The 23,736-nt window shown below is 70.1% G+C and carries 21 protein-coding genes and 4 pseudogenes; 15 read left to right on the top strand and 10 right to left on the bottom strand.

Going from position 1 to position 23,736, the window contains the following annotated elements; all coding sequences use genetic code 11:
- Positions 1-210: 210 nt before the first annotated feature.
- Positions 211-702 (bottom strand): hypothetical protein, encoded by a 492-nt coding sequence (locus tag ACWCQS_RS06490; protein WP_451003390.1) that lies wholly within the window; start codon positions 700-702, stop codon positions 211-213.
- A 191-nt stretch (positions 703-893) separates the two neighbouring features.
- On the opposite strand from ACWCQS_RS06490, the gene ACWCQS_RS06485 reads away from it, so the two are divergent.
- Both ACWCQS_RS06485 and ACWCQS_RS06480 read left to right on the top strand, forming a co-directional pair.
- Entirely contained in the window at positions 894-1,316 is a 423-nt protein-coding gene (locus ACWCQS_RS06485; protein WP_451003389.1) for a hypothetical protein, read from the top strand.
- Positions 1,317-1,584: 268 nt separating this feature from the next.
- On the top strand, positions 1,585-2,772 hold the full coding sequence (locus ACWCQS_RS06480; RefSeq protein WP_451003388.1) for a permease: 1,188 nt from the start codon (positions 1,585-1,587) through the stop codon (positions 2,770-2,772).
- 131 nt (positions 2,773-2,903) lie between these two features.
- On the opposite strand, the gene ACWCQS_RS06475 is transcribed toward ACWCQS_RS06480, so the two are convergent.
- From ACWCQS_RS06475 to ACWCQS_RS06465, 3 genes are all read right to left on the bottom strand, one after another.
- Positions 2,904-3,104, bottom strand: coding sequence for a hypothetical protein (locus tag ACWCQS_RS06475; protein WP_451003387.1), 201 nt, complete (start codon positions 3,102-3,104; stop codon positions 2,904-2,906).
- A 269-nt stretch (positions 3,105-3,373) separates the two neighbouring features.
- Positions 3,374-4,522, bottom strand: a complete 1,149-nt coding sequence (locus ACWCQS_RS06470; RefSeq protein ID WP_451003386.1) for a carboxylate-amine ligase — start codon at positions 4,520-4,522, stop codon at positions 3,374-3,376.
- Between the two features lie 198 nt (positions 4,523-4,720).
- Positions 4,721-5,122, bottom strand: a complete 402-nt coding sequence (locus ACWCQS_RS06465; RefSeq protein WP_451003534.1) for a hypothetical protein — start codon at positions 5,120-5,122, stop codon at positions 4,721-4,723.
- Between ACWCQS_RS06465 and tnpA the strand changes: the two are divergent.
- A pseudogene (tnpA, locus tag ACWCQS_RS06460) lies at positions 5,115-5,456 on the top strand (IS200/IS605 family transposase); the annotation flags it as partial. The gene ACWCQS_RS06465 and the pseudogene tnpA overlap by 8 nt on opposite strands.
- A 162-nt stretch (positions 5,457-5,618) precedes the next feature.
- On the opposite strand, the gene ACWCQS_RS06455 reads toward tnpA, so the two are convergent.
- Complete coding sequence (locus ACWCQS_RS06455) at positions 5,619-5,957, bottom strand: hypothetical protein (RefSeq protein WP_451003533.1); 339 nt, start codon at positions 5,955-5,957, stop codon at positions 5,619-5,621.
- 25 nt (positions 5,958-5,982) lie between these two features.
- Between ACWCQS_RS06455 and ACWCQS_RS06450 the strand changes: the two are divergent.
- The 7 genes and pseudogenes from ACWCQS_RS06450 to ACWCQS_RS06420 all read left to right on the top strand — a co-directional run.
- A pseudogene (locus tag ACWCQS_RS06450) lies at positions 5,983-6,264 on the top strand (carboxymuconolactone decarboxylase family protein); the annotation flags it as partial.
- 628 nt (positions 6,265-6,892) lie between these two features.
- A complete protein-coding gene (locus ACWCQS_RS06445) occupies positions 6,893-7,705 on the top strand; it encodes an amidohydrolase family protein (protein ID WP_451003385.1) in 813 nt (270 codons plus the stop codon).
- 59 nt (positions 7,706-7,764) lie between these two features.
- A pseudogene (locus ACWCQS_RS06440) lies at positions 7,765-8,420 on the top strand (GntT/GntP/DsdX family permease); the annotation flags it as partial.
- Positions 8,421-8,568: 148 nt separating this feature from the next.
- Positions 8,569-9,411: a hypothetical protein gene (locus tag ACWCQS_RS06435; protein WP_451003384.1), complete on the top strand. Its 843-nt coding sequence runs from the start codon at positions 8,569-8,571 to the stop codon at positions 9,409-9,411.
- A gap of 78 nt (positions 9,412-9,489) precedes the next feature.
- Positions 9,490-11,346, top strand: a complete 1,857-nt coding sequence (dnaK, locus tag ACWCQS_RS06430) for a molecular chaperone DnaK (protein WP_451003383.1) — start codon at positions 9,490-9,492, stop codon at positions 11,344-11,346.
- Positions 11,347-11,348: 2 nt separating this feature from the next.
- Positions 11,349-11,894: a nucleotide exchange factor GrpE gene (gene grpE / locus ACWCQS_RS06425; RefSeq protein ID WP_451003382.1), complete on the top strand. Its 546-nt coding sequence runs from the start codon at positions 11,349-11,351 to the stop codon at positions 11,892-11,894.
- 403 nt (positions 11,895-12,297) lie between these two features.
- Positions 12,298-12,792, top strand: a complete 495-nt coding sequence (locus ACWCQS_RS06420; protein ID WP_451003381.1) for a hypothetical protein — start codon at positions 12,298-12,300, stop codon at positions 12,790-12,792.
- Here ACWCQS_RS06420 and ACWCQS_RS06415 read toward each other — a convergent pair.
- Positions 12,786-13,370 (bottom strand): hypothetical protein, encoded by a 585-nt coding sequence (locus tag ACWCQS_RS06415; RefSeq protein WP_451003380.1) that lies wholly within the window; start codon positions 13,368-13,370, stop codon positions 12,786-12,788. The genes ACWCQS_RS06420 and ACWCQS_RS06415 overlap by 7 nt on opposite strands.
- Before the next feature lie 239 nt (positions 13,371-13,609).
- Here ACWCQS_RS06415 and ACWCQS_RS06410 point away from each other — a divergent pair, with 239 nt between their 5' ends.
- Positions 13,610-14,896: an ATP-binding protein gene (locus tag ACWCQS_RS06410; protein ID WP_451003379.1), complete on the top strand. Its 1,287-nt coding sequence runs from the start codon at positions 13,610-13,612 to the stop codon at positions 14,894-14,896.
- A 52-nt stretch (positions 14,897-14,948) separates the two neighbouring features.
- Here the strand turns inward: ACWCQS_RS06410 and ACWCQS_RS06405 are convergent, their stop codons facing one another.
- The gene (locus ACWCQS_RS06405; RefSeq protein ID WP_451003378.1) at positions 14,949-16,172 is read right to left on the bottom strand and encodes a saccharopine dehydrogenase family protein; all 1,224 of its coding nucleotides are present in this window, start codon (positions 16,170-16,172) and stop codon (positions 14,949-14,951) included.
- A 151-nt stretch (positions 16,173-16,323) separates the two neighbouring features.
- Between ACWCQS_RS06405 and ACWCQS_RS06400 the strand changes: the two genes are divergently transcribed.
- Together ACWCQS_RS06400 and ACWCQS_RS06395 are read left to right on the top strand one after the other, a co-directional pair.
- On the top strand, positions 16,324-17,031 hold the full coding sequence (locus ACWCQS_RS06400) for a TetR/AcrR family transcriptional regulator (RefSeq protein WP_451003377.1): 708 nt from the start codon (positions 16,324-16,326) through the stop codon (positions 17,029-17,031).
- 33 nt (positions 17,032-17,064) lie between these two features.
- Positions 17,065-17,562, top strand: coding sequence for an N-acetyltransferase family protein (locus ACWCQS_RS06395; protein WP_451003376.1), 498 nt, complete (start codon positions 17,065-17,067; stop codon positions 17,560-17,562).
- A gap of 29 nt (positions 17,563-17,591) precedes the next feature.
- Here ACWCQS_RS06395 and ACWCQS_RS06390 read toward each other — a convergent pair.
- Positions 17,592-17,687, bottom strand: a pseudogene (locus ACWCQS_RS06390).
- Between the two features lie 202 nt (positions 17,688-17,889).
- Between ACWCQS_RS06390 and ACWCQS_RS06385 the strand changes: the two are divergent.
- Both ACWCQS_RS06385 and ACWCQS_RS06380 read left to right on the top strand, forming a co-directional pair.
- The gene (locus tag ACWCQS_RS06385) at positions 17,890-18,240 is read left to right on the top strand and encodes an antibiotic biosynthesis monooxygenase family protein (RefSeq protein ID WP_451003375.1); all 351 of its coding nucleotides are present in this window, start codon (positions 17,890-17,892) and stop codon (positions 18,238-18,240) included.
- Between the two features lie 36 nt (positions 18,241-18,276).
- Positions 18,277-18,531 carry an aldehyde dehydrogenase family protein gene (locus tag ACWCQS_RS06380; protein ID WP_451003374.1) on the top strand — a complete coding sequence of 85 codons (255 nt, stop codon included), beginning with the start codon at positions 18,277-18,279 and terminating at the stop codon, positions 18,529-18,531.
- A 562-nt stretch (positions 18,532-19,093) separates the two neighbouring features.
- Here the strand turns inward: ACWCQS_RS06380 and ACWCQS_RS06375 are convergent.
- Together ACWCQS_RS06375 and ACWCQS_RS06370 are read right to left on the bottom strand one after the other, a co-directional pair.
- Positions 19,094-21,178 carry a SpoIIE family protein phosphatase gene (locus ACWCQS_RS06375; RefSeq protein WP_451003373.1) on the bottom strand — a complete coding sequence of 695 codons (2,085 nt, stop codon included), beginning with the start codon at positions 21,176-21,178 and terminating at the stop codon, positions 19,094-19,096.
- Between the two features lie 205 nt (positions 21,179-21,383).
- Positions 21,384-23,717, bottom strand: a complete 2,334-nt coding sequence (locus ACWCQS_RS06370; protein WP_451003372.1) for an FUSC family protein — start codon at positions 23,715-23,717, stop codon at positions 21,384-21,386.
- Between the last annotated feature and the right edge of the window lie 19 nt (positions 23,718-23,736).

The following is a 23,736-nucleotide window of genomic DNA, read 5'->3' as shown; positions in this document are numbered from 1 at the left end:
GATGCGTGAACGTCACCGTGCGCGGAGGTGATCCGCCCGGCAGCCCGCTCGCCCGGTCCGGCGGAACCGAGCCCGCCCCACGACCGCCGGGCGACGTGACGTCGGGCCACCCGGCGCGGGCCCCGAATGCTCTGTGGGACCGGCTCACCCCGCGACCAGCACGAGCGTCCTGAACCACGCGCGTACTGCGCGAATCATCGGGTGTGCTTCTCAAAGCGATGGATAGGCAAGCATCCAGCGCCGGTACACGGAACGGCGTCGGCCCTCTGCGGCGTTCGAGTCCACGTCCGCCGGGAAGCAGTAGGCGGTTGGTGCCAAGGTCTTGTGGTCAGGGGAGAACGAGCTGGTGAACTGCGTAGGCTGCCCCGCCTTCGCGGCTGCAAGGCAGGCGGCAGGGAGAGGCAACGGGACCCCGGCCAGGGTTCGGCGGGAAGCAGGCGCCCAGAAAATGAGGTGTGAGTCCTGCAGGACGGCGGCGACTCGGCCATCGTCCGCGACTGACTGGATCGGGCTGCGCCGGGTGCTGATGGTCTTGTCGACGATGATGCTGCCCAGCGTCGGACGGGGCTGCCCGGGAGCGACGGGGGCGCTGGGAAGCGGGCTGGTCGTGCGGTAGTCCAAAAGCAGGGCGTGGCTGAACGTGCCGTAGAGGATTCGTCCGTGGCCGACCAGGGCGTCGCCAAGGTGCTGGTCGTCGGCCACCCGGCAGTGCTTCCCGGACGACCCTCTGCAGTGCCTCGGCAAGATGCGAAAACGGTATCGGCCGGTCCCGTCACCTACTTCTCATTCCTCGCCGCCGACTTCGGGCCTCGGGCCGCACCGCCCTACGCGGGGCGGCGCGAGCACGGCACCCGTTGCCACATACTCCCCCTCAGTCACCTAGGATCATGAACATGTCTGTCCTCCGCGAACGTTCCGCCCACAGTCAACTCGCCCCGGGCGAGCAGCTCTTGGCTTACGCCTCCGTCGTCCCGGCCAGGAGCGCCAAGGGCATCGGCATCGGAGCATCCCTCGCGAACCACATGGTCAACAGCGTGGGCGCGCAGTCCGGTGGAGCGGGCAGCATCGCCGCGGGGATGCCGCGCACCTCCGGAGCCCTGCTGTTGCGTGTGACCGACCAGCGCGTCGGACTGGTCCAGCCCCTGGACGGCACCCCGGTGTGGGAGGTGCCGCGGGCGTGGGTGACCCGGGTCGAACGCCGGCCCCGGACCCAGCTGATGGCCCGCTTCCGGCTGCACTACGCCGACGGCTCCTGGCTCGCCTTCCTCACCATGCGGCGCCGTACGATCGAACAGTTCCACTCACTCATCGGCTGACCCCGGCCGGCCCCCTCGACACACGGAGCCTGCTCCGGCCGCGAGGCCGTCCCTCGAACGGCGGCGCCGCCCAGCACGCAGCAGCCGCCGTGGCCGAGCACTGGCGTTGACCGCGGTTGCCACCCCGTCGCGAATGCCAGTCGTGTGTGCGCCGCCTCCGCGGTCAGCCCCCTCCCCCTCGCACCGCACTTCTGCCTCTCAGCCGTATACCCCCTTGGGGTATACACTCGAGCCTGCTGGCGACAGACATCGGCGAGAGGTGTGCATCATGCATGCGATCGGACACGCGTTGTCCATTGCCGGGTCGATGACCTGGGAGATCACCTGGGCCCTGATCCTCGGTTTCACGTTGTCCGCCGTTGTGCAGGCGGTGGTTCGCCGAGACACGGTCGTACGACTCATGGGAGACGACCGGCCCCGTACGCTCGCCCTGTCCGCGGGGCTCGGCGCGGCCTCGTCGTCCTGCTCGTACGCCGCCGTCGCGCTCGCCCGCTCGCTGTTCCGCAAGGGGGCGAACTTCACGGCGGCGATGGGCTTCGAGATCGCCTCGACCAACCTGGTGGTCGAACTGGGCGTGATCCTGGCGCTGTTGATGGGCTGGCAGTTCACCGCCGCGGAGTTCGTCGGCGGCCCGATCATGATCGTCGTACTCGCGGTACTGTTCCGGCTTCTCCTGCGTGAGCGGCTGCTGCGACACGCACGGGAGCAGGCCGAACGCGGGCTGGCCGGATCGATGGAGGGGCATGCGGCGATGGACATGTCCGTGCGCGGCGAGGGCGGCTTCCTCCGCCGGCTCCTCTCCCGCGACGGCCTCACCTCGGTCTCGCACATCTTCGTCATGGAGTGGGCGGCGATCCTGCGCGACCTGGTGGCGGGACTCCTGATCGCGGGGGCGATCGCCGCATGGGTGCCGGACGACTTCTGGCACAGCTTCTTCCTCGCCGGCCATCCGCTCGCCGCCAAGCTGGTCGGGCCGCTGATCGGGCCGGTGGTGGCCATCGCCACGTTCGTCTGCTCCATCGGCAACGTGCCGCTGGCCGTGGTGCTGTGGAAGGGAGGCATCAGTTTCGGCGGTGTCATCGCCTTCATCTACGCCGACCTGCTGATCCTGCCGATCCTGAACATCTACCGGAAGTACTACGGCGCCCGGATGGCGGCTTTCCTGCTGGGCACGTTCTTCGTCGCCATGGTGGTGGCCGGCTACATCGTGGAGTTCGCCTTCGGGGGTCTGGGCCTCATCCCCGACCAGACCGACGCGAAGATTCCCCAGGAGGGTGTCAGCTGGAACTACACGACCTGGCTCAACATAGCCTTCCTGCTGCTGGCCACCGCCCTGCTGGTCCGCTTCCTCCGCACCGGAGGCCGCGCGATGCTGCGCATGATGGGCGGCTCACCGGACCAGGGCGAACACCACCACGACCACGCCCATGGGCAGAGCCAGCACCACCACCCCTGAGCCGACGACAACCATGCACTCACTCACCGGGCCCGGCCGCCCGCGGCCGGGCCCGCACGGCCCGGCACCATGGGCGCCGGCCCCGCCGGACGCTCTTCGCCGGGCCCAGCCCACTGCCCAGGCCCACGCCGTCACCGGGCGCAGCCGACGTCCAGCACCTCGACCACGTCGCCGTGGATCGTGTACACCAGCCAGCACCACTCGCCGAACGCGGCCGCAAGGTCCGGCGCGCGTGTCTCGGTGTCGTCGGTGACCGCGCTGATGAGCATGATGATCTCTTCGTGCATCTCGTCGGGGACGTCGAAGAGAACGTTGGCGGCCGTTTGGATCATTTCGACTTTCATGGCACCCCCCGACGAGCAGGAGCGGCACGGTTCGGCGAAGCCGAATACCCGGGGCCGAGCTCACTGTCGAACACAGCCCTCGTGACCACCGTACCCGCCGGGTGTCCTTCGATGTCGACGATGGGAAGGCGAGTTCCGACCGGGCATGCGGGAACCGCGCCCACTCGGCGGCCTCGTGCAACAAGGGCCACAAGAGCCACACCGCCCTCAAAGCACCGGTCTCCGATCGCCCGAAGACAAGGCAAGCCTCGGCGGCTTCACGGAACCTCGACGGCGAGGTCGTCCACCACAGCCCGCAGGTCACCCTCGTGCCGTTCCGCCACCCGCCTCTGCCGCGCGGAGCCGGATCCATGGAGTTGCACTTCGCCCAGCCAGTCGCTGACCCGCCGGTCGTCGCCGTGCCGGCTGAGGTGTGGTTCCACCCGTTTCCACAGCTCCTCGATCAGCCGGCCGACAGACGTGGGAGCACAGTCACGGGTGTGGGTGCCCGGCAGGGTACCGACCGGTCCGTGCCGGGCGGCCTGCCAGCATGCCGCCCTCAACAGCAGATCGGGGACGTCGGGCGCGGGTTCGCCGGAGCGCACCACCTCCACGGCGTGCCCGACGAGGGCGCGAACGACCAGCGCGTACGCGGTGGTGGTCGTGGCGTCGGGCATCACGTCCGCGATGCGTACCTCGATGGTGGGAAGATGCGCCGAGGGCCGGACATGCCAGTAGACCATGGCCGGATCCAGCGCCGCCCCGGAGGCCATGAGCTGGTCGACGACCCGTTGGTAGTGCGCCGCGTCGCGCAGGCAGGGTGGAGGTCCCGCCGAGGGCCACCGGCTCCAGATCACCGATCGCCAGCTCGCGTATCCGGTGTCCGCGCCGTCGCCGTACGGAGAGTTGGCGCTCAGGGCCAGCAGCAACGGCATCCAGCCCCGCAGGTGGTTGACCGCCCGAACGGCATCCTCCCGGTCGGCCACGCCGACGTGCACGTGGCAGGCGTTGACCCCCTGCCCGTGAATCAGCGGCCCGAAGCGGTCCGCGAGGGCCCGGTACCGCGCCTGATCGAGGACGGGCGGCGGCCCGGAACGGCCCAGGACCGCCACACCGCTGGGTACCAGCAGACAGTCGTGTTCGGCCGCCGCGGCAGCCGTACCCGCGCGTAATCGAAGGACTTCCGCTTCCACTTCAGCACCGGTACGGCACACCGCACCGACCGTCTCCACCTGGGACTGCGACAGCTCCGGCGTGACATGCGACCCGCCGAGCAGAGCACGAGCGGCAGGCAGCACGGAAAGAGACCGGCAGACGGCCGACCTGCTGCGCCGGTCGGCCAGGACGAACTCCTCCTCCACACCGACCGTCGGCGGTGCGGCCGCCTCCGGCGAGCGCCCCGCCCCGCCGACGGCAGCAGGGGTCACGGCATCAAACGGCTCTGGCACATCCAGCCCTTTCCGAAAGACACGGGACACCGGAAACCACCCGTCGCCGGCTTCGCACAGGTCACGTTCACTCCTCACGCACCTGAGCGGACAAGCCGACGTACTGCCGGAACAACGAGTGGGAACCGTCATGCTGAGCCTTCGACCGAGGCCCTGCAAGCGGCTACCAAGCCAGCATCAGCGCGCGCTGACGGCCCATGACCGGTTGGGCGGTCGGGGACCGCGGCACCCCTGGTCCGGCCAGCGCCCGGACCAGGCAATCCCCTGGAAGTCGCCCACAGGGCATGCGCAGCGCGCGGCGGACCGACGACGCTCACAGCCGGTGCCGGCCGCTTCCTGACGAGCAGCACGGGAAGGAAGGGGCGCTTGCAGCGGCGAGACGCTCAGCTTGATGTGTCCGACAGTCAACTTGACCCGGCCTTGGTGCTTGCGCAGCTCGTACTCACGCGGCACGTCGTTGACGAACGCCACCTCAGAAACCCAGGTGGCCAGGTCGTTGAGCGTGCGCAGGGTCGCCGACAGCGCGGCGGCCTGGTCGGCCTCCGGTATCAGCTTCACCTGCGTCACGACCTGTGTCATGCGCGACGTGTGTACCGACTTCGGAGCGGAACTGCGCAAGTTCACCGGCGAACGCGATCACGTCCACCTCTTGGTGCACTACCCGCCGAAGGCCGCCATCTCCCGACTGGTCGGCAGCCTCAAAGGCGTCTTTGCCCGCAGGCTCCGTCAGGAGTACCCCGGTCACATCCGCAAGTACCTGTGGGGCGAACACTTCTGGTCGCCGTCCTACTTCGCAGCCTCGTGCGGCGGCGCACCGCTCGCCGTGGTGAAGGAGTACATCGCGAACCAGAAGCATCCCGACCGAGGTAGACAGTGCAGTGCCGTGCTCCGGCGCGGGTCACCCCTATCTTGAGAAGCGATTCCTCCCGGGCCCGAAGGCCCGGGGTTCCTCGCTGGATCCCGCTGAACGCACTGCCATTCCCCGAACCCATGGAGTCCGCGTTCGCGGCCGTCCGCCTCCCCACGAAGGGTCACCAAGGGTGTCGGCCCTGGCGGCCGCTGCCGCGGCAGTGGCTCACGCCGGATCCGGCAGGTCCATCAGCGCGAGCTTGGCCGGGTCGACCACGGCGGTGATGTCGGTGATCCGGCCGTCGACGACGGAGAACGCGAGGACCGAGAGCGGGGCGCCGTCCTCGCGCCAGGAAATGACTCTGGCGAGACCGTTGACGTACGCCGCTCGCCCCACCGTGGCTGCGCAGGCGGCCAACTGCGCGCCGGCAGCGACCCTGGTGGCGCCGAGGATGACGACCACGCCGGCGGGAGTGTCGACGGTCAGTCTCACCTCGGGGTCGAGCAACCCCAGCAACTCCCCGAAGTCGCCGCGGCGGGCCGCCGCCAGGAAGGCCTGGGCCACCTTTCGCTGCTCCCGCCCGGCACCTGCGGCGAAGAGGGCCGGTGAGACGGACGAGCGGCTGCACAACGTGGTCGCGTGGCGCGAGACGCCCTTCTGCACCGATGAGGAGCGGGCGGCGCTCGCGCTGACCGAGGCCGCCACCCGGATCCAGGACGGCGCGCCGGGTGTGACCGACGAGATATGGGACGCCGTCGCCAGCCACTTCACCGAGGATCAGCTGAACGCGATCATGCTGGAGATCGCGATGACCAACTTCTTCAACCGGATCAACCGCACAATCCGCGAACAGGCCGGCAAGACCTGGTGACCTGGGCGGGGCGTCACCGAGAACGGTGATCCGCCTCGCGGCCGTCCGGGTTGAACCCCACCGACGTAGTGTGCACTACGCAGTCGATCGGCGCGGAGATCAGCTTTCGGTGACGCCGAATGCAGGGTCCCGATGCCGCCACCTGCCACCCGGCCCGGCGAAGGCTCGGCGCCCTGTCGATATGACCTGGACCACACACCCGAAGGGCTTCCGCCGCGGCAGGTGGAGGCGTAGGTTCCGTTTACCCCGTGAGAGCGCCCTCACAGGCGCCGGTCCGCCAAGTCCCGGGACGGCGGACCAGCGGGGGCCAAACGTTCATACACCGAGAGGATCCTCAGCCGGTCGGGAGGCCCAGGCCGTAGGACATGAGCCGGTACGGGCCAGGTGCTCCGCCTCGCTGCCGACGCTGAGATCCTCCGGCTGCTGCACTCCCACCGCGCGGGCCGTCGCCACCAGCGTCTCCGCCGGCTCGTGGCCCCGCGGCTCCCCGAGGCCGCCCGCGCCGGCGGGGGTCGTGGTCGTCGCCCGCTCCTCTCGCGCGCCCAGGCCCGCCCCGCGGCCGTACACCGGCAGACGTGAAGCGACTATGGTTGCAGTAAGCGATCGCTTAGCCACCTCGGGAGAAGCCGTGTCGGTCATCGATGTGTGGATGCAGCACCCCACGCTCCGTCACTCCAACCACGAGATGTTCGAGTCGTTGCGCCGATGGACGGGGCAAGGACCGCTGCAGGAGGCACTGCCGGTCAAGGCCACCGTGGCGGCCATGGCCGCGGCAGATGTGGAGATCGGTCTCTCGGCGGCCTGGTACGGGCCGCAGGGACCGCTCATCAGCAACGACGAGGTGGCCGAGTTCGTCGCCCAGTCCGACGGACGGCTGCGCGGGGTCGCCGGCGCCGACCTCACCCGGCCCGTCCAGGCCGTGCGCGAGCTGCGCCGGGCCGTTCAGGAACTCGGCTTCGTCGCCCTGCGGATCGTGCCCTGGCTGTGGCAACTACCGCCGACCGACCGGCTGTACTACCCGCTGTACGCCGCCTGCGTCGACCTCGGCATCCCCTTCTGCACCCAGGTCGGGCACACCGGCCCGCTGCGCCCCTCCGAAACCGGTCGCCCCATCCCCTATATCGACCAGGTCGCGCTCGACTTCCCCGAACTGACCATCGTCTGCGGCCACATCGGCTACCCGTGGACCACGGAGATGATCGCCGTGGCCGACAAACACGCCAACGTCTACATCGACACCAGCGCCTACACGACCCGCCGCTACCCGCGAGAACTCGTCGAGTATCTGCGCGGCCGGGGCCGCGGGAAGGTGCTGTTCGGCACGAACTACCCCATGATCAGCCCTGTCCAGGCACTGGAACACCTCGGTGATCTCGGCCTGGACGAAGAAGCCACCGAGCTGTTCCTGTCCGGGAACGCTCGTCGGGTCTTCAGCCTCTGACCCCGAAGTCCGGGCCGGGGCCGGTCATGTGCGCCGGCGGTAGTAGGTGACCACGTCTCACCGACGAGGAGATGCCGGGCATGGGCTGGTCGCGGTCGGTGGCCCTGCTGCCCGTGGTGCTCATCGCCGGAGCGGCGGTCACGGACCTGGCCACCTCGGGATCGGGGCCTTTCCTGCACTTCATCGCGTTCATCGGTTCGGCGCCCATCGCCCTGCTCCTCACCCTGGCCGTCGCGATCTGGGCGTGCGGCCCGCGGATCGGCCGCAGCCTGGAAGAGGTCAGCGCGTCCTGCCGGTCGGCCGCCCAGGCGATGGCGATGATCCTGCTGGTGATCGGCGCGGGCGGTGCGTTCAAGCAGGTCCTCGTGGACGGCGGGATCTCGGACTACATCAAGCACACCACCGCCGACTGGTCCCTGTCGCCGATCATCCTCGCCTGGCTCATCGCCGCCGTCCTGCGCGTGGCCCTCGGCTCGGCCACGGTCGCCGTGGTCACCGCCTCGGGCGCGGCACTGCCACTGCTCGCCGGCAGCGAGTCCACCCGGAGATCATGGTCCTCGCCATCTCCTGCGGATCGATCGCGTTCTCCCATGTCAACGACCCCGGGTTCTGGATGTTCAAGGAGGCGCGCACCACCTATACGACCGTGCTCTCCGTCCTCGGCCTCGGCGGCGTCCTCGCCATGGAGTCGATCCTGGACGCCTTGAGCGTGTGACGTCGTCGCAAAAGCGCGGCCGTTCCCGTCATCGTCCTCCCATCCTCCCGTGCCAGGACCTGCGTGGACCTCGGTGTGGCAGACATCCAGGACATAAGGGGCGAGACATGATGGGGGTACCGATGTGTTCCGCGAGGAGGAGTACGGCATGGCCGAGTCGGGCTCTGGCGGTGCGGAGGGCGTGGCGAGCGGCAAGTCGCGCTTCGACGACATCTACGACCGGCCGGACCCCCGCATGTACTTCCGCCGGCTCGCCCCGCTGGAGTACGAGATCCCGCACCATGCCCAGCCGGTCTTCCGGCAGGCCGCCGCCCAGCGGGCCGCGCTCGACGACGGCCGCCCCCATCGACCGGCGGTGCTGGACCTGTGCTGCTCGTACGGGATCAACGCCGCGCTGCTCAACCACGACGTGACACTTGCGGAGATGTACGAGCGGTATACCTCACCCGCCTGCCAGGACATGTCGACGGCGCAACTCGCGGCGTGGGACAGGGAGTACTACGCCGAGCGGCGCCGAGCGGACACGGTGCCGGTGTTCGGCCTGGACGTCGCGGCGCCGGCCGTGCGGTACGCGCTGGAGGTGGGTCTCCTGGACGCCGCCTTCACCGACGACCTGGAACAGGGACCGCCCGGCCCCGGGCTGAGGAGTGCGCTCGCCGAGGTCGGACTCATCACGCTGACCGGCGGCGGCAGCTACATCACCGCCCGAACGTTCACGGCACTGCTCGACGGCACCCGCAGACCGGTATGGATCAGCGCGTTCGTGCTGCGGACGGTGTCGTACCACCCGGTCGTGCGCACCCTGGCCGAACACGGTCTGCACACCACGCTCGATGTCTCGCGCACCTATCCACAGCGGCTCTTCACCGACGAGCGCGAACAGCGGTTTGCGATCGCCACGGTACGGGCACTGGGTCATGACCCTGCCGGCTGCGAGGAGGAGGGGCGGTTTCACAGCCTGCACTATGAGTCACGACCTGGCACAGGGTGACATCGGTCCAAAGGAGCAGCTCGCAGTGGTCAGCCACCGGGCCGAGAATGGAGGCGGGGCAGGAGGGAGAGAGTCCAGATGGCGCGTCCAGTCGGTATAGACCTGGGAACGACGAACTCCGTGGTCTCGGTCCTCGAGGGCGGCGAGCCCACCGTGGTCACCAACGCCGAGGGTGCCCGGACGACGCCTTCGGTCGTGGCCTTCGCGAAGAGCGGTGAGGTGCTGGTCGGGGAGGTCGCCAAACGGCAGGCCGTCACCAACGTCGATCGCACCGCCCGCTCCGTGAAGCGGCACATGGGCGATCACGGCTGGCGGTTCCCCGAGCACGGTGACATCGAAGGCAAGCGGTACACGGCGCAGGAGATCTCCGCACGCGTGCTGCAGAAACTCAAGCGGGACGCGGAGTCGCACCTGGGCGAGGACGTCACCGACGCCGTGGTCACCGTCCCCGCCTACTTCGACGATGCCCAGCGGCAGGCGACCAAGGAAGCCGGGGAGATCGCCGGGCTGAACGTGCTGCGGATCATCAACGAGCCGACGGCGGCGGCGCTGGCGTACGGCCTTGACAAGGAGAACGACCAGACGGTCCTCGTCTTCGACCTCGGCGGCGGTACCTTCGACGTGTCCCTGCTGGAGATCGGCGAGGGCGTCATCGAGGTCAAGGCCACCAACGGCGACACGCACCTCGGCGGCGACGACTGGGACCAGCGGATCGTCGACCACCTGGTCACGACCTTCAAGAACAATTACGGCATCGATCTCGCCAAGGACAAGATGGCCGTGCAGCGGCTGCGGGAGGCCGCGGAGCGGGCCAAGGTCGAGTTGTCGAGCTCGACGGAGACGAACGTCAACCTCCCCTACATCACGGCTTCTGCGGAGGGCCCGCTGCACCTGGACGAGAAGCTCACCCGCGCCCAGTTCCAGCAGCTGACGTCGGATCTGCTGGAGCGTTGCCAGGGCCCCTTCCACAACGCGATCAAGGACGCCGGGATCAAGGTGTCCGACATCAACCACGTCATCCTGGTGGGCGGCTCGACCCGTATGCCGGCGGTGACGGACCTGGTGCGGGAGCTGACCGGCAAGGACCCGCACAAGGGTGTGAACCCGGACGAGGTGGTGGCCGTCGGGGCATCGCTCCAGGCCGGTGTCCTCAAGGGCGAGGTCAAGGACGTCCTGCTGCTCGACGTCACCCCGCTGTCCCTCGGCATCGAGACCAAGGGCGGCATCATGACCAAGCTGATCGAGCGCAACACCACGATCCCGACCCGCCGTTCGGAGATCTTCACCACCGCCGAGGACAACCAGCCCTCGGTGACGATCCAGGTCTACCAGGGCGAACGGGAGATCGCGGCGTACAACAAGAAGCTCGGCATGTTCGAGCTGAGCGGTCTGCCGCCGGCGCCGCGTGGCGTCCCGCAGATCGAGGTCGCCTTCGACATCGACGCCAACGGGATCATGCACGTCTCCGCCAAGGATCTCGGTACCGGCAAGGAACAGAAGATGACCGTGACCGGCGGCTCGGCGCTGCCCAAGGACGACATCGACCGCATGGTCCGCGAGGCGGAGCAGCACGCCGAGGAGGACCGCAGGCGCCGGGAGGCCGCGGAGACCCGTAACCAGGCCGAACAGCTCGTCTACTCCACCGAGAAGCTCATCAGGGACAACCCCGACAAGATCCCGGCCGACGCGAAGAACGAGACGGAGAGCGCACTCACGGAGCTGAAGGAGCGGCTGAAGGGCGAGGACACGGCGGCGATCCGGCAGGCCATGGAACGGGCGGCCGAAGCGGCGCAGAAGATCGGGACGGCGATGTACGAGAGGTCCCGCACGGAGAGCGAGGCGACCTCCGGTACGGACGCGTCCGCCGCCGCCTCCGCGGACGAAGGCGTGGTGGACGCCGAGATCGTCGACGACGACAAGCCGGAGGCGGGCTGACGATGGACAAGGGCCGGCTGCAGAACCCGGACCTCGCCCAGTTGCAGCGTCTGCTGGAGGAACGCACGGCCGACCTGCAGCGGGTGAAGGCCGAGTACGACAACTACCGCAAGCGGGTGCGGCGGGACCGCATGGCCGTGTGCGAGGTCGCCGTGGTCAATGTCCTGCGTGCCCTGCTGCCTGTGCTGGACTCGGTGGACCGCGCGTGCGCGCACGAGCCCATGACGGTGGGCCTGAGGGACATCGCCGACACCCTCGGCACCCAGTTGGGTTCCCTGGGGCTCGAGGTGTTCGGGGAGAAGGGCGACCCCTTCGACCCGGCGTGCCACGACGCCGTCACCCACCACATCGCCCCCGACACCGACCAGCTGATCTGCACGAAGATCCTGCGCCCCGGCTACCGGCTCGGTCCCCGACTGCTGCGCCCCGCCAACGTGGAGGTCACCGGGCCGGAGCCGGCCGCGCGAACCCCGCTCGTGCACGATCGGGGGGAGCCCCGGTTCACGGTGATCGACACGGGGGACGGGCCCCGCGGGTGCGGCGCGTAGGCGGAAGCCGCCGCACGCTGTCGGCCGACCGGCCGGTACGCCGAACCGGCCGCACCGGCAGACCATCCGCCGGACGACTTCCTCATCGAGTACGGCGTGGCGGCCCGGCAGGGCGTGCCCGGCAGGGCGACAACGCCGAGGAGCTCGTCACGACCGGGTCGGTGAACGGCTGGCCACTCTACGCGCCGGCAACGGCCACTCGCATCCGGCGCTTCGGCTGAGAGGCCCTCGTCTTCCTGCCCCGGGGAGTGGCGAAGACCGCCGCCCCGCTGGTCGGTTCCCCGGCTGCGACGGGACCGTTCGGGTGCCTGTGACACCCGTGCGTCCGACTCGATGTGCGGGCCGCGGCCGTGCACTGTTCACTGGGCGGAACGGAACGTTCCGAGCGCACGGGAGTCGCGGTATGAGCGGGCACGGGACACGGGACACGGCGGGCGCGGTGCTGGCCGTGATCGCGGTAGCGGTGACCGGGTGCTCCGGCAACTCGGGAAACCCCTCCGGCAGCGCCAGCAAGGCGGCCTCGGCGGCCTCCTCCGCCGCCTCCTCCCTTGCCTCCCGGGGAGCCGACGCGCTGGCCTCGGCCTCGGCTGAGGCCAGACGGAAGCTCGACGAGGCCAAGGGCGGGGTCAACGCCAAGAACGAGGTGACACTCGGTTCCGTCGCCATCGGCGGCGACGGCCGGGCCACGGCCAAGGTGACGGCCAAGAACACCGCGGGTTCGGCCAAGTCCTTCGCGGTCCAGGTCAATTTCACCGACAAGAGCGGCAATCTGCTGGACGTGGTCGTGGTGACGGTCAAGGACGTGGCCGCCGGTGCCTCCGGCGAGGGCACCGCCCGCAGCAACCGCAAGCTCAGCGGCGAAGTGCACGCGGTCGTCGGCACGGCGGTGCGCTACTGATCACCGGCCCCGCAGCCGCCCCGGCCCGGACGAGACCCCTGGACGCGGTGCCGGGTGAAGGCGAGTCCGGCCACTGCGGCTCCGGTCAGGGCAGAGCACAGTATGCCTGCCGCCACGTAACCGAAAACGGTCAACGTGACGAACGCCAGGGCCGCGAGGGTGCCCAGGGCCGCGCAGGCGCGGGGCAGGCCGCCCGCCGTCCAGGCCTCCCCGAGGAAGGCGTTGGTGCGCCAGGCATGAATCGCGACGAGCGCCATGACCACGATCACGACGACGGCGGACACCAGGGGGAAACCGTGCACTCGGTCGAACAGCGTGGGGCGCTCCGAACCCTTCAGCGCCAGCAGATGGACGACACCCTTGATCACCATTACTGGTCCCACCAGCGCGAACACACCACCGGCCAGGCGACTTCGCCACACCTTCCGGCCCGTGCCCCGCCGCAGCTCGATCCACTCGAGGATGCCGCGGGGATTGATCAGCGCGACCCAGCCCATCGCGGTGGCGCCCAGCCCCCATGTCAGGTCGAACAGCGCCGAGTCCGGCTCCGACATCTGCTGCGACGCGAGTGTGTACATCCCTGGTCCTGTCTCTTCCGAAGCGACGGCAGCGGAACACGCCGGCAGCCAGTGTGACGCCGCGCGAGGGCCACGCACTACGGTTGACGTGGGGGTTTTTATGTGATCTTGACGAAGTCGCAGGGCGGGCTGCGGGCGTACGCGTGATCGATCGCGGCGCCGCTGCGAGAGATCGGGCTCGACTCGGTTCGTCGCCCGATGCCCGCAGCGGCGACAATGGGACTCCCACACCGGGCGAGGTGGTGGCGATGCCCGCTTGGCATCTGCGCGACTATCACGACGACGATCTCGACCAGGCCATACAGATCTGGGACCAGAGCCGCCGGGCCGACGAGGACCGGGTGTTTCCCGTCTCGGAGGTGATGGCCGCTGCCAAGGCCGGTCAGACGGCGGTCGTCGCCGTGGTCGGCGACGAACTGGTGGGCATGGCCGTGGCGCAGGCCCATGGCAAACGGGGCTGGATCCTTCTGGTGGCACTCGCCTCCCGATGGCGCGAGCGCGGGATCGGCAGTGCGCTGCTCGCCGAACTGGAACGGCGCCTGCGCGCACTGGACGTGCGCCACATCAGCGCGCTGCTGCCCGCCGGTGCCGCCGGGACGAAGGCTCTGGAGAACTCCGGCTACCGGTTCCGCGACGACCTGACCTACTACGAGAAACTCGAACCCCCGGGAACCGCCAACACCGACGTCCTCGCCGCGCTGGGCGGCCGTATGCTCCCCGAGGGGCTCTGGGACACCATGGCCGGCATGGAGCGCGAGAAGGAGGTCATCGAGCGCCGTGTCGTGCTCCCGCTGACCGAGCCCGCACTGGCGGACCGCTACGGTGTCACGCCGCCCAAGGCGATCATCCTGTTCGGCCCGCCCGGCACCGGTAAGACCAGTTTCGCCAAGGCGGTGGCCTCGCGGCTCGGCTGGCCGTTCGTGGAACTCTTCCCGTCCCGGCTCGCGGCCGACACGAGTGAGGGCCTGGCCGCGGCGCTGCGAGAAACCTTCGCGGACCTGGGGGAACTGGACTCGGTACTGCTCTTCATCGACGAAGTCGAAGAGATCGCGGGGGTGCGTTCCGGAAAAGCGGTCGATCCGGGCCACGGAGTCACCAACGAGCTGCTCAAACTCATCCCTGTCTTCCGCGAGCACGACTCGCGGTTGCTGGCCTGTGCCACCAATTCCGTGCGCTCTCTCGACGCGGCCTTTCTGCGGCCGGGCCGGTTCGACTACGTCATTCCCGTCGGCCCTCCGGACCCGACCGCCCGCGCAGCGATCTGGGACCGCTACCTCAGGGCATCCGCAGCCGCGGTCGACCTCCACCAACTGGTCGAGGCCAGCGAGCTGTTCACCCCGGCCGACATCGAATTCGCCGCCCGCAAGGGCGCGCAGGCCGCGTTCGAACGGGAAGTCACACAACGCCGGGGCCGGCCCGCCACCACCGAGGACTACATGACCGCCATAGCGGACACCCGGCCGACGCTCACCGCACAGGCCATCCAGGAGTTCGCCGAGGACATCGACACCTACAGTCGGCTCTGAGCCACGACGTCGCTCGGTGCGCCGCTGCCTGTCAGGCGATGAGGACGCGGGATCAGCTGTCGTCGCGCAGGCCCCAGGGAGAGCCGTACTCGGTGAGCAGGTCCAGGAACGGGCGCGGGGGCAGGGCTTCCGGACCGAGCACGCCGGTGCCGGACCAGGCGCCCGTGGACAGCAGTTCCATGGCGACGACCGGGTTGACCGCCGTCTGCCAGACGACGGCCTGCGAGCCGTACTCGCGCATGGACCACTGGTTGTCGACCACGTGGTACAGGTACACCTCACGCGGCGCACCGTCCTTGGTGCCCTTGACCCAGGTACCGGCGCAGGTCTTGCCCGTCATCCGCTCCCCCAGGCCGGCCGGATCGGGCAGGCACGCGGCGACCACGTCCCGCGGCGAGACGTGTACGGGTCCGTCGTCGCCGGGCACGCTCACCCTGGCCGTCGAGTCCAGGCCCAGTTGGTGAAGCGTCTTCAGCTTGGCGATGAAGTCGTCGCCGAGCCCGTACTTGAACGTGACACGACGCGCTTCCACCCAGCGGGGAATGAGCAGCACCTCTTCGTGCTCGACATTGACACACTCCACCGGGCCGATGCCCTCGGGGAAGTCGAAGACCTCGGGCTCGCTGAACGGAGCGGTGGTGAACCAGCCGCGGCCCTTCTCGTACACCACCGGCGGGTTGAGGCACTCCTCGATGGTCGTCCAGATGCTGAAGGAGGGCGCGAAGTCGTAGCCCTCGACCGTCAGATTGGCGCCGTCCCGGACACCGATCTCCTCGATGTCGTCGAAGAGTTCGTCTGCCGCGTACCGGGCGAAGACGTCGGACAGGCCCGGCTCGACGCCTATTCCCACCAGGGCCAGCCGTCCCGCCTCTGCCCAGCGCCGGGCCAGTGCGAACTGTTCGTCCCCGAGCTTGACTCCGCACTCCTCATAGGGGCGCGAGCCGTGCGGCGCGGACAGTGACATCGCCATGTCCAGGTAGTCCGCGCCGGCCTCCAGGGCGGCCTGGAACAGCGGCATCACGAACCGGGGGTCGGTGGCGTTGAGCAGCACGTCGCACCGCTGCTCGACGAGCATCCGGCGGACCGCGTCCTGGTCCGAGGCGTCCAGCCGTCGCGCGCTGAACCGGGCGCCCTGCTCGCCCAGTGCCGCGACCGCGGTCTCGGCGCGGACGAGGTCGTAGTCGGTGACGATCATGTGGGCGAGGAACTCGCGGCGAGCGGCGATCCGGGTGACGGCCGTCCCCACGCCTCCCGCACCCACCAGAAGTACGCGCATCTCACACACCTTTCTCCCGGGAGGCGAGCGCCTCCGGACTGGCTCGATGCAACGCGACGCCGGGATGTAAGGTCAACCCCGTTGGCATAAGGCAGGTCAGGCGGAGGGTGGGCGCAGGCGACTCGCGGCCGGCGGCGGAAGGACGACCGAGATGGCGAAGCAGGTGGTGCCGGAGGCGGCACGGCAGCGGCGGCGGCCCACGCGCGGCGGCACCGTGCTGTCGGAGGAGATCATCGTGCAGACCGCCCTCCGGGTCCTGCGGGAGCACGGCAGCACCGGGCTGACGGCACGCCGCCTCGGTGCGGCGCTGGGCGCCGATCCGAGCACCCTCTACCGCTACTTCGCCGGGATGGACGATCTGGCCCGGGCCATCGGGGACGAGTTGATGGGCAGGGCTCTCGACAGCTGGACGGCCACCGGGGACTGGCGCACGGACCTGCGCGCGCTGGGCCTCGCCATCCACGCCTCCTACCTCGCCCACCCGCAGGCCGCCGTCCTCACCGCCAGCCGGGTCACCGGAAGGCCTCGCGAGATCGCGGTGGACGAGACCATCCTCGGCATCCTGCGCGGCGCCGGGCTGCCCGACCCCGTGGCGGTCCGCGTGTACCACGCCTTCATCGACCAGAGTCTCGCCTTCGCCGCGCTCGACGCCGGATCGCTCGCGCTGGCGGACGAGGCCCGTGCGGGCGACGAGGAGATGTGGCACTCCACCTATGCGCGCCTGCCCGCCGAGTCGCATCCGAACATCGCCGCCACGGCACACCTGCTCGCCCGCTACATGCCGCACAGCGCCTATCCGGCCGCCCTGGAGATACTGCTGGAACACACCGCCGCACAACTGCCCCGATCGGGGGCGTGACACTTACGTCCAAAAGGGAGGGAAATGTCAGACATGCGACAGGCTCGTGTCTCCGACCACGGCAGGATCGTCGAATGCGTGCAGAAGTGGTGGGGCGACTCACGCACGCCTGAACAGTCCCGTGAGTTGTCCCTGTTGTTGCCGAAGCTGTTCTTGCAGTTCTTCTCCCGAACCAGCCTGGTGGTGGAAGACGATGAGGGCATCAAAGCCTTCCTGGTCGGCTTCTATTCCGCGGACAACGAGGATGATGCCTATGTCCACTTCGTGGGAGTGAGCCCGAGCCTGCGCGGGCAGGGCGTGGCTCGCAGCCTGTACACGGCGTTCTTTGAGCGCGCCGCCGAAGCGGGCCGCCGGCGGGTGCGCGCGATCACCTCGCCGGTGAATGCCGGATCCATCGCGTTTCACCGGGCCATGGGGTTCGATCTCGAAGCGGGCGACCGCGACCTTGGCGGCCTGCCGGTGCACAGCGACTACGACGGCCCCGGCCAGGATCGCGTGTGCTTTTGCAAGCGCATCACACCAGGGACGTGAGACTGGCCGGTCCGATGTGGGTCGTGGGGCGGAGAGGGCAGGATTCGAACCTGCGTGGATCCCGAGGGATCCGACCGTGCAGCGTTGCTCACTGGTCCCCGATAAGCCGCTCCGGGCACCTCTCCCGATGCTCCCGGCGGTCCGTTCTCCCGCACCGCCGTTCACATCAACAACCTTGGCAGGAGCGGCTGACAGGGCTCTGACGCATCCCTGACGCCAGGCCGGACCACCAGAACGGGGCACCGCCCGGAGCAGGGTTGTGAGTTCAGGTGGGTGCGCGAGATCGTTTGAGGCGATACTGCCGGTGTCGTCTGCTGGAGGACGTCCGTGACCGATACTGCTGCGCCCGCCTCGCTGCCCGCCCCTCCCTACTACGCCGTGGTGTTCACCGCCGTGCGGACCGCCGGCGACAACGGCTACGCAGAGAGAGACGAGCGGATGATGAAACTGGCTGCCGACCAGCCGGGATTCCTCGGTGTCGATTCCGCTCGCGGTGCGGATGGCCTGGGGATCACGGTGTCGTACTGGAGGGACGAGGAGTCGATTGCCGCGTGGCGGGATCACGCCGAGCACGCCCTGGCCCGTGCGCACGGACGCGAGCACTGGTATGCCTCGTTCTCACTCCACGTGGCCAAGGTCGAGCGCTCCTACGGGTTTACCCGCCCGGCAGATCTCTAGCGGTTCCGGGCATTCGATCCGCACCGGGTCAACGGCGTGCGCTCCCCTCGGGCGGCGCTCCGGATGGCGAACGCCGTGCCCCAGGGTCTGGCCGCGAGCGTGTGGACGCGCGACCACGACCGCGCCATGCGCACCTGCCGCGCGCTTCGCACGGGCATCGTCTGGGTCAACACCCACGGCACCACGGTCTCGGAGCTGCCGCACGGCGGCGTACGGCACTCCGGCTACGGCAGCGACCTGTCCCTCACCGGCCTGCTCGAGTACACCCAGGCCAAGCACGTGATGCTGTGACGGGCACGGCACCGCGCCGAGCGCCCCGTCCTCACGTGGGGGTCACGACGGGTCGCTTTCGAGAACCCGCTTGAGGGCGGCCAGCTCGGTGTCCAGGCGACGTCGACGACGTAGTCGTGGTCGAGGATGCCGAACTCGGCGTTGGCACGCAGGCGCAGTCTGGCCCGTCCCAGCGGGGTGGACATGAGCCACCAGTCGGGGTCGTCGGCGGGCTCGATGGACCGAACGTTGACCACGGCCCACTTGGGCCGGTTCGCGGGGTCGGCGAGGAAGGCGTAGACCTGCCCGCAGGGGCGATCGACGAGGTGCCGGATCCACTCCTCCAGCTGTCGACGCCGACGGGCGTCGAGCGAGCCGAAGCAGTGGGCGTCGTTGCGGTCGGCGACAGCGGCCAGTACCGGGACGAGGGCCCCGGTCTCCGTCGGTCGGGCCGGGGAAGACGCTGATCATCACGCCCCACGGGGAGACGGTGACGTCATGCCGGCCGAGCTCGGCCTCGAACCGGCTGGGCACCTCGTCAAAGAGGCGTCGAAGCCGGTATCCGAAGTGATCGTGGAGTCGCTCAGGACAGGGCTCGGGCCATGAGCAGCGCGACGTCGTCCTCAGGACCGGGCGAGCGCAGAATCTCCAGGACGCGGTCGCAGGTGGCTTCCAGATCGTGGCCGCGTGACACGGTGAGGGCGTCGAGGAGGGCGTCCAGGCGAGCGTCGATGGGTTCGCTTCGGGTTTCCACCAGGCCATCGGTGTAGAGGACCAGCTCGTCGCCGGGGCGGAAGGGGATGGTGGCGGCCTCGAAGGGGACCCCGCCGACGCCCAGCGGTGCGCCGGTGGGAAGGTCGAGCAGCCGAGCCGGGTGCCCCAGCCGCATCAGGGCCGGGGGCAGGTGGCCGGCGAGGCAGATCTCGCACTGGCCCTGGTGAGGGTCGTAGACGCAGTAGATGCAGGTGGTGATGGTCTGCTCGACGCCTTCGGTGAGGTGGTCGAGGTGACGCAGGGCCTCGGCGGGCGCGAGGGCGAGTTCCGCGAAGGCACGGGCGGCGCTGCGCAGTTGCCCCATGGTGGCGGCGGCTTTGATACCGCTGCCCATGACGTCCCCGACGACCAGGGCGGTTCGGTCACCCTGGAGAGGTATGGCGTCGTACCAGTCGCCGCCGATCTCGCTCGTGGCGCCGGCGGGCTGGTAGCGGCAGGCAACCTCCAGGCCGGGCAGGCGCGATGCGGGCTCGGGAAGCAGACTGCGCTGGAGGGTGAGGGCCGCCCGGCGCTGGGCCTGGTATCCGCGGGCGTTGTCGATGCAGACCGCGGCTCGGGAGGCCAACTCCCAGGCGAGGAAGGCGTCGTCCTCGTCGAAAGGTGCCGGGTTCCGGGTGCGTTTGAGGTCGAGGGCGCCGAGGACTTCGCCCCGGGCCATGAGCGGTACGGTCAGGTAGGAGTGAACGCCGGCCGCCGCCAGGAGGGACGCGGCCTCGCTGTGTCGGGCGATGCGCTCAAGATCCTCACTGGTGGTGTGGGACACCAGGACCGGCTGCCGGGTGCGCACGCACCGGGTGATCAGCCGGTCGCTGCCGTAGGGGGCGAGTCCCCCTGGCGGGTCGGCCGCCCGGTCCGCCTCGGCGGAGTGGGCCGCGCGGACGGCGAGGGCGCGGAAGAGGGCCGGGCCCTCACCTGGCGCGGTCCGGCCGTCCAGGGCACTGTCGAGCACGTCCACGACCGCCACGTCGGCCAGGACCGGTACGACGACGTCGGCGAGCTCGCACGCCGTCGTCTCCAGGTCGAGGGTGGTGCCCACGGACGCCGAAGCCGTGGCGATCAGTGCGAGCCGTTGCCGGGCCCGCGCCGCCTCGGCAGCGGCTCGATGGCGCTCGGTGACATCGATGACGGAGTAGGCCAGGCCCAGCACCCGCCCGGCGGAATCCTCCAGCCGGTAGTACGAGACGGACCAGGCATGGTCGTGGTCCGGGTCGGCGGGGGGACGACAGACGATGTTCCGGTCCACCACCGACTCGCCCGTCTCCAGGACCCGGCGCAGCCGTGCCTCGGGGTCCGTGTCCAGGTAGGTCAGAACCTCGCCCACCGGCCGGCCGAGACGCTCGGCGGCGGACTGACCGGTGATGCGTTCGAGAGCAGGGTTCACAGCCAGGTACCGCAGGTCCGGGTCCAGCAGGGCCAGCCCGACCGGGGACTGTGACACCAGGCGCATGGCCAGGGCGGCATCTCGCTCGACCCGCTCCACGGCCGCCTGGTCCGCGGCGAGGCCCAGGACATAGGTGTCACCGAGGTCGTCCATCAGCCGCATGTTGCGGAACTCCACCAGGCGGGTGCTGCCGTCCTTGTGCCGGATCGGGAAGGCCCCGGCCCAGTCGGTGCCGGATTGCAGGACCTCGGCGAACAGCTTGATCACCTCGTCCCGGTACTCCTCGTGGACCGTCAGCACAGCCGCGTACTGACCCAGCGCTTCCGCCGCGGTGTAGCCGAACAGTTCCTCGGCCTTCGGACTCCACAGGACCACCCGGCCCTGCGCGTTCAGCACCACCGCGGCGACGCCCAGCAGGTCGAGCAGGCCGCTGGGCGGGCCAGCGGGACCCGCCACTGACCGACCCGCCACTGACCGAGCGTCGCCCGCTCGGGAGGAGTCCGTCGTGCCCATGCCTCATTTCCCTCCCGCTCGGCGCCTCGGCTCGTGCCGTACCGGCGGGTCTTCTGCCTCCATCCATGGTCGCCCCAGACCGAGGCAGCACACACCTGGACGGGCTGCCGACACCGCCGGGCGGCCTTCGAGTACCTCGCCGGGAGCCGCCACATCGTCCTCGGCACGATCTGCCCCCCAGATCGACGTCGACGCCTGCCTCTGCTCAGCGGCCCGACACACGAGCGCGGCACCCGGCGGGTGAGTGGCCGACACGTCCCTGGGCTGCCGCGACCAGGCCGGGCTGGAGGCGGCGGGCGACGTCGACGTGATCACGGGTCCAGATGATGCGGACGGCGGTGGCTGTGGCCTGGCCCCCGCCGTCGACCAGGTCGGTGCGGACGGATTCCACGAGCCGGGCGGCGGACTCGGGATGCAACTGGACGGGGTCCGGGGAGGGCGCACGCCGGCTGAGGCTCGCCGCGAAGCCGCGGTACCACTGCGCGACGCGGGAAGCGGCGCCGAGGACTGCACGATGGGCATCGGTCTGGGCGGCGTCCCCGAGTACCGGACCGCACCCCCGCCACAGGGAGACGACGGCATCGGCGGCCAGCCGCAGGGCGGCCACGCCGGTGACCAGTGTCGTCATGTCCGCCATGGACAGGGGCTTGGCGCCGCGTTCGGCGAGGTAGGTCCGGAAGGCGTCGTCGAGGCGGCGGGCGGCGGCCGCCGCCTCGCGGCTCTGCCGCGCGGGTTCGTCGAGGGTCCCCGCGGAGGTGCAGTGGGCCAGGGCGAAGTCCACGGCGTCGACGAGGTAGCGGGCGCTGTCGGTGTACGCCTCGGCGAGAGCCGTGCGGACAGCGGCCGTGGCACCACGGGGCCAGAAGAACAGCGCGACGATGATGCTGACGGCGCAGCCCAGACCGATGTCCTGCACGCGGAGCAGGGCGATGTGCCAGTCGGGGTTCTGGCCGATGTTGAACAGCACGACAAGGGTGACCGTGAAGGCGGCCTGCCCCGCGGTGAAGGAGACGGCGGCGGGGGCGATGCCGGCCACCAGGATGGCGAGAGGGAGCAGGAACCACAGGCCGGTGCCGTGGTGCCCGATGAGTTGCAGCAGCCCGGCGCCGACGAAGGAGCCGAGCACGGTGCCGAGCACCGCACGCAGGGCGCTCTGGCCGGTGCTGAGCGCGTTGGAGCGCAGCACGGACAGGGTGCCCAGCAGTACCCAGAAGGAGTGCTGTACCCCGGTCAGGTCGGCGAGGAGCACCGCGATGCCGAGTCCGACGGCGCCGCGCAGGCTGTTGTGCAGCCATACCGAGCGTGGTCCGAGATGCGCCGCGGCCCTTTCGCGGGCCAGGGCCAGCGGCGCGGTCAGCGCGGCCGGTTCGCGGCCGAGGAGCCGGTCGGGCCAGGGGCGCTGCCATGCGGTGGCGGCCAGTTCGACGTTGTCGGCGATCTGCAGGACGGCGTAGCCGAGCTCCTGGGCGCGGAAGGACGGGTCGAGTGTGGCGATGAACGCGTAGATCTCCGCCGGGCTGTCACCGAGCGGGGGGCCGGCGGGCAGGCGCGTGGTGGAGGTCTTCTCCATCCCTGCGATGGTCGCTCGCAGCTTCTCCATGGAGGTGCGCAGCGGGCCCGCGTCCCCGCGCATGTCCGTCAGGAGGTCGGCGGCGTGATCGAGGACGTCCGCGGCCACGAGGCGCGCCGTGCGCGCGGCGGGGTCGCAGGCCGGGGACCCGTCGGTGTGGGCGGGTCGGTCCGCCAGGATGATGCTCACCCAGGTCAGCTCGTCGACCAGCCGGACGACGGCGCGCGAGGTCGTGGACAGGCCGGTCGGGCGGTACGGGGTGGTGTCGAAGACACGCCGCAGTTCCGCGCCGGCGTCGGCGGTCCGGTCGGCTGCCGCCCGGCGCTGCGCGGCGTCGGCCACGGGTCCGAGTCCGCCCAGGCCGGCGGCGTCCGTGCGCAGCTGTGCGGCGGCGGCACGACAGACCCGGGCGGCAGGCGCGCTGAGCGTGTCGGCGACGGGTCGCGGCCACAGCAGGCAGACCGCGGGCAGCGCCGCCGCTGCCGCCAGCCCGACGCCCGCGAGGCGGTCGAACAGCTGGGACAGCGGCACCGGTGTCGTGACCGGCAGGACGAACGCCAGCAGGAGCGCGGTCGTGCTGCCCGCCAGGAGTGAGCTGACGACGCCGGAGAACAGGACGACGAAGCCGACCAGTAGCGTCGTGGCGACGGCGAGCCAGGTCTGGCGCGCCACCAGTGTCCCCACGCAGATCAGCACCGCCCAGGCCACCGCGAGCGCCGTCTGCGCCCGCAGCCGCTCCACCATCGGACCGCTGAAGTCGACCAGCAGCAGCATCGAGAAGGACCCGAACCCGGCGAAACTCGCCATCGTCGAAGAGTGGAGCACCTGACTGCACAGCGCGAACAGGGTCGGCATGACGATCGCGGTCCGCGCGGCGCGCCGCGTCGCCGCCAGATCCGGATCGCGATCCCGCAACCATGTCACCAGGCGCGCCGCGGTCGGCATACGCCCCGGGATCTGCACGGACATGCACACCTCCCGCCGGCAC

The sequence above is a fragment of the Streptomyces sp. NPDC002076 genome (assembly GCF_053593835.1).
Note: the sequence above shows the minus strand (reverse complement) of the source record. Positions and strands in the feature narration are given on the sequence as shown.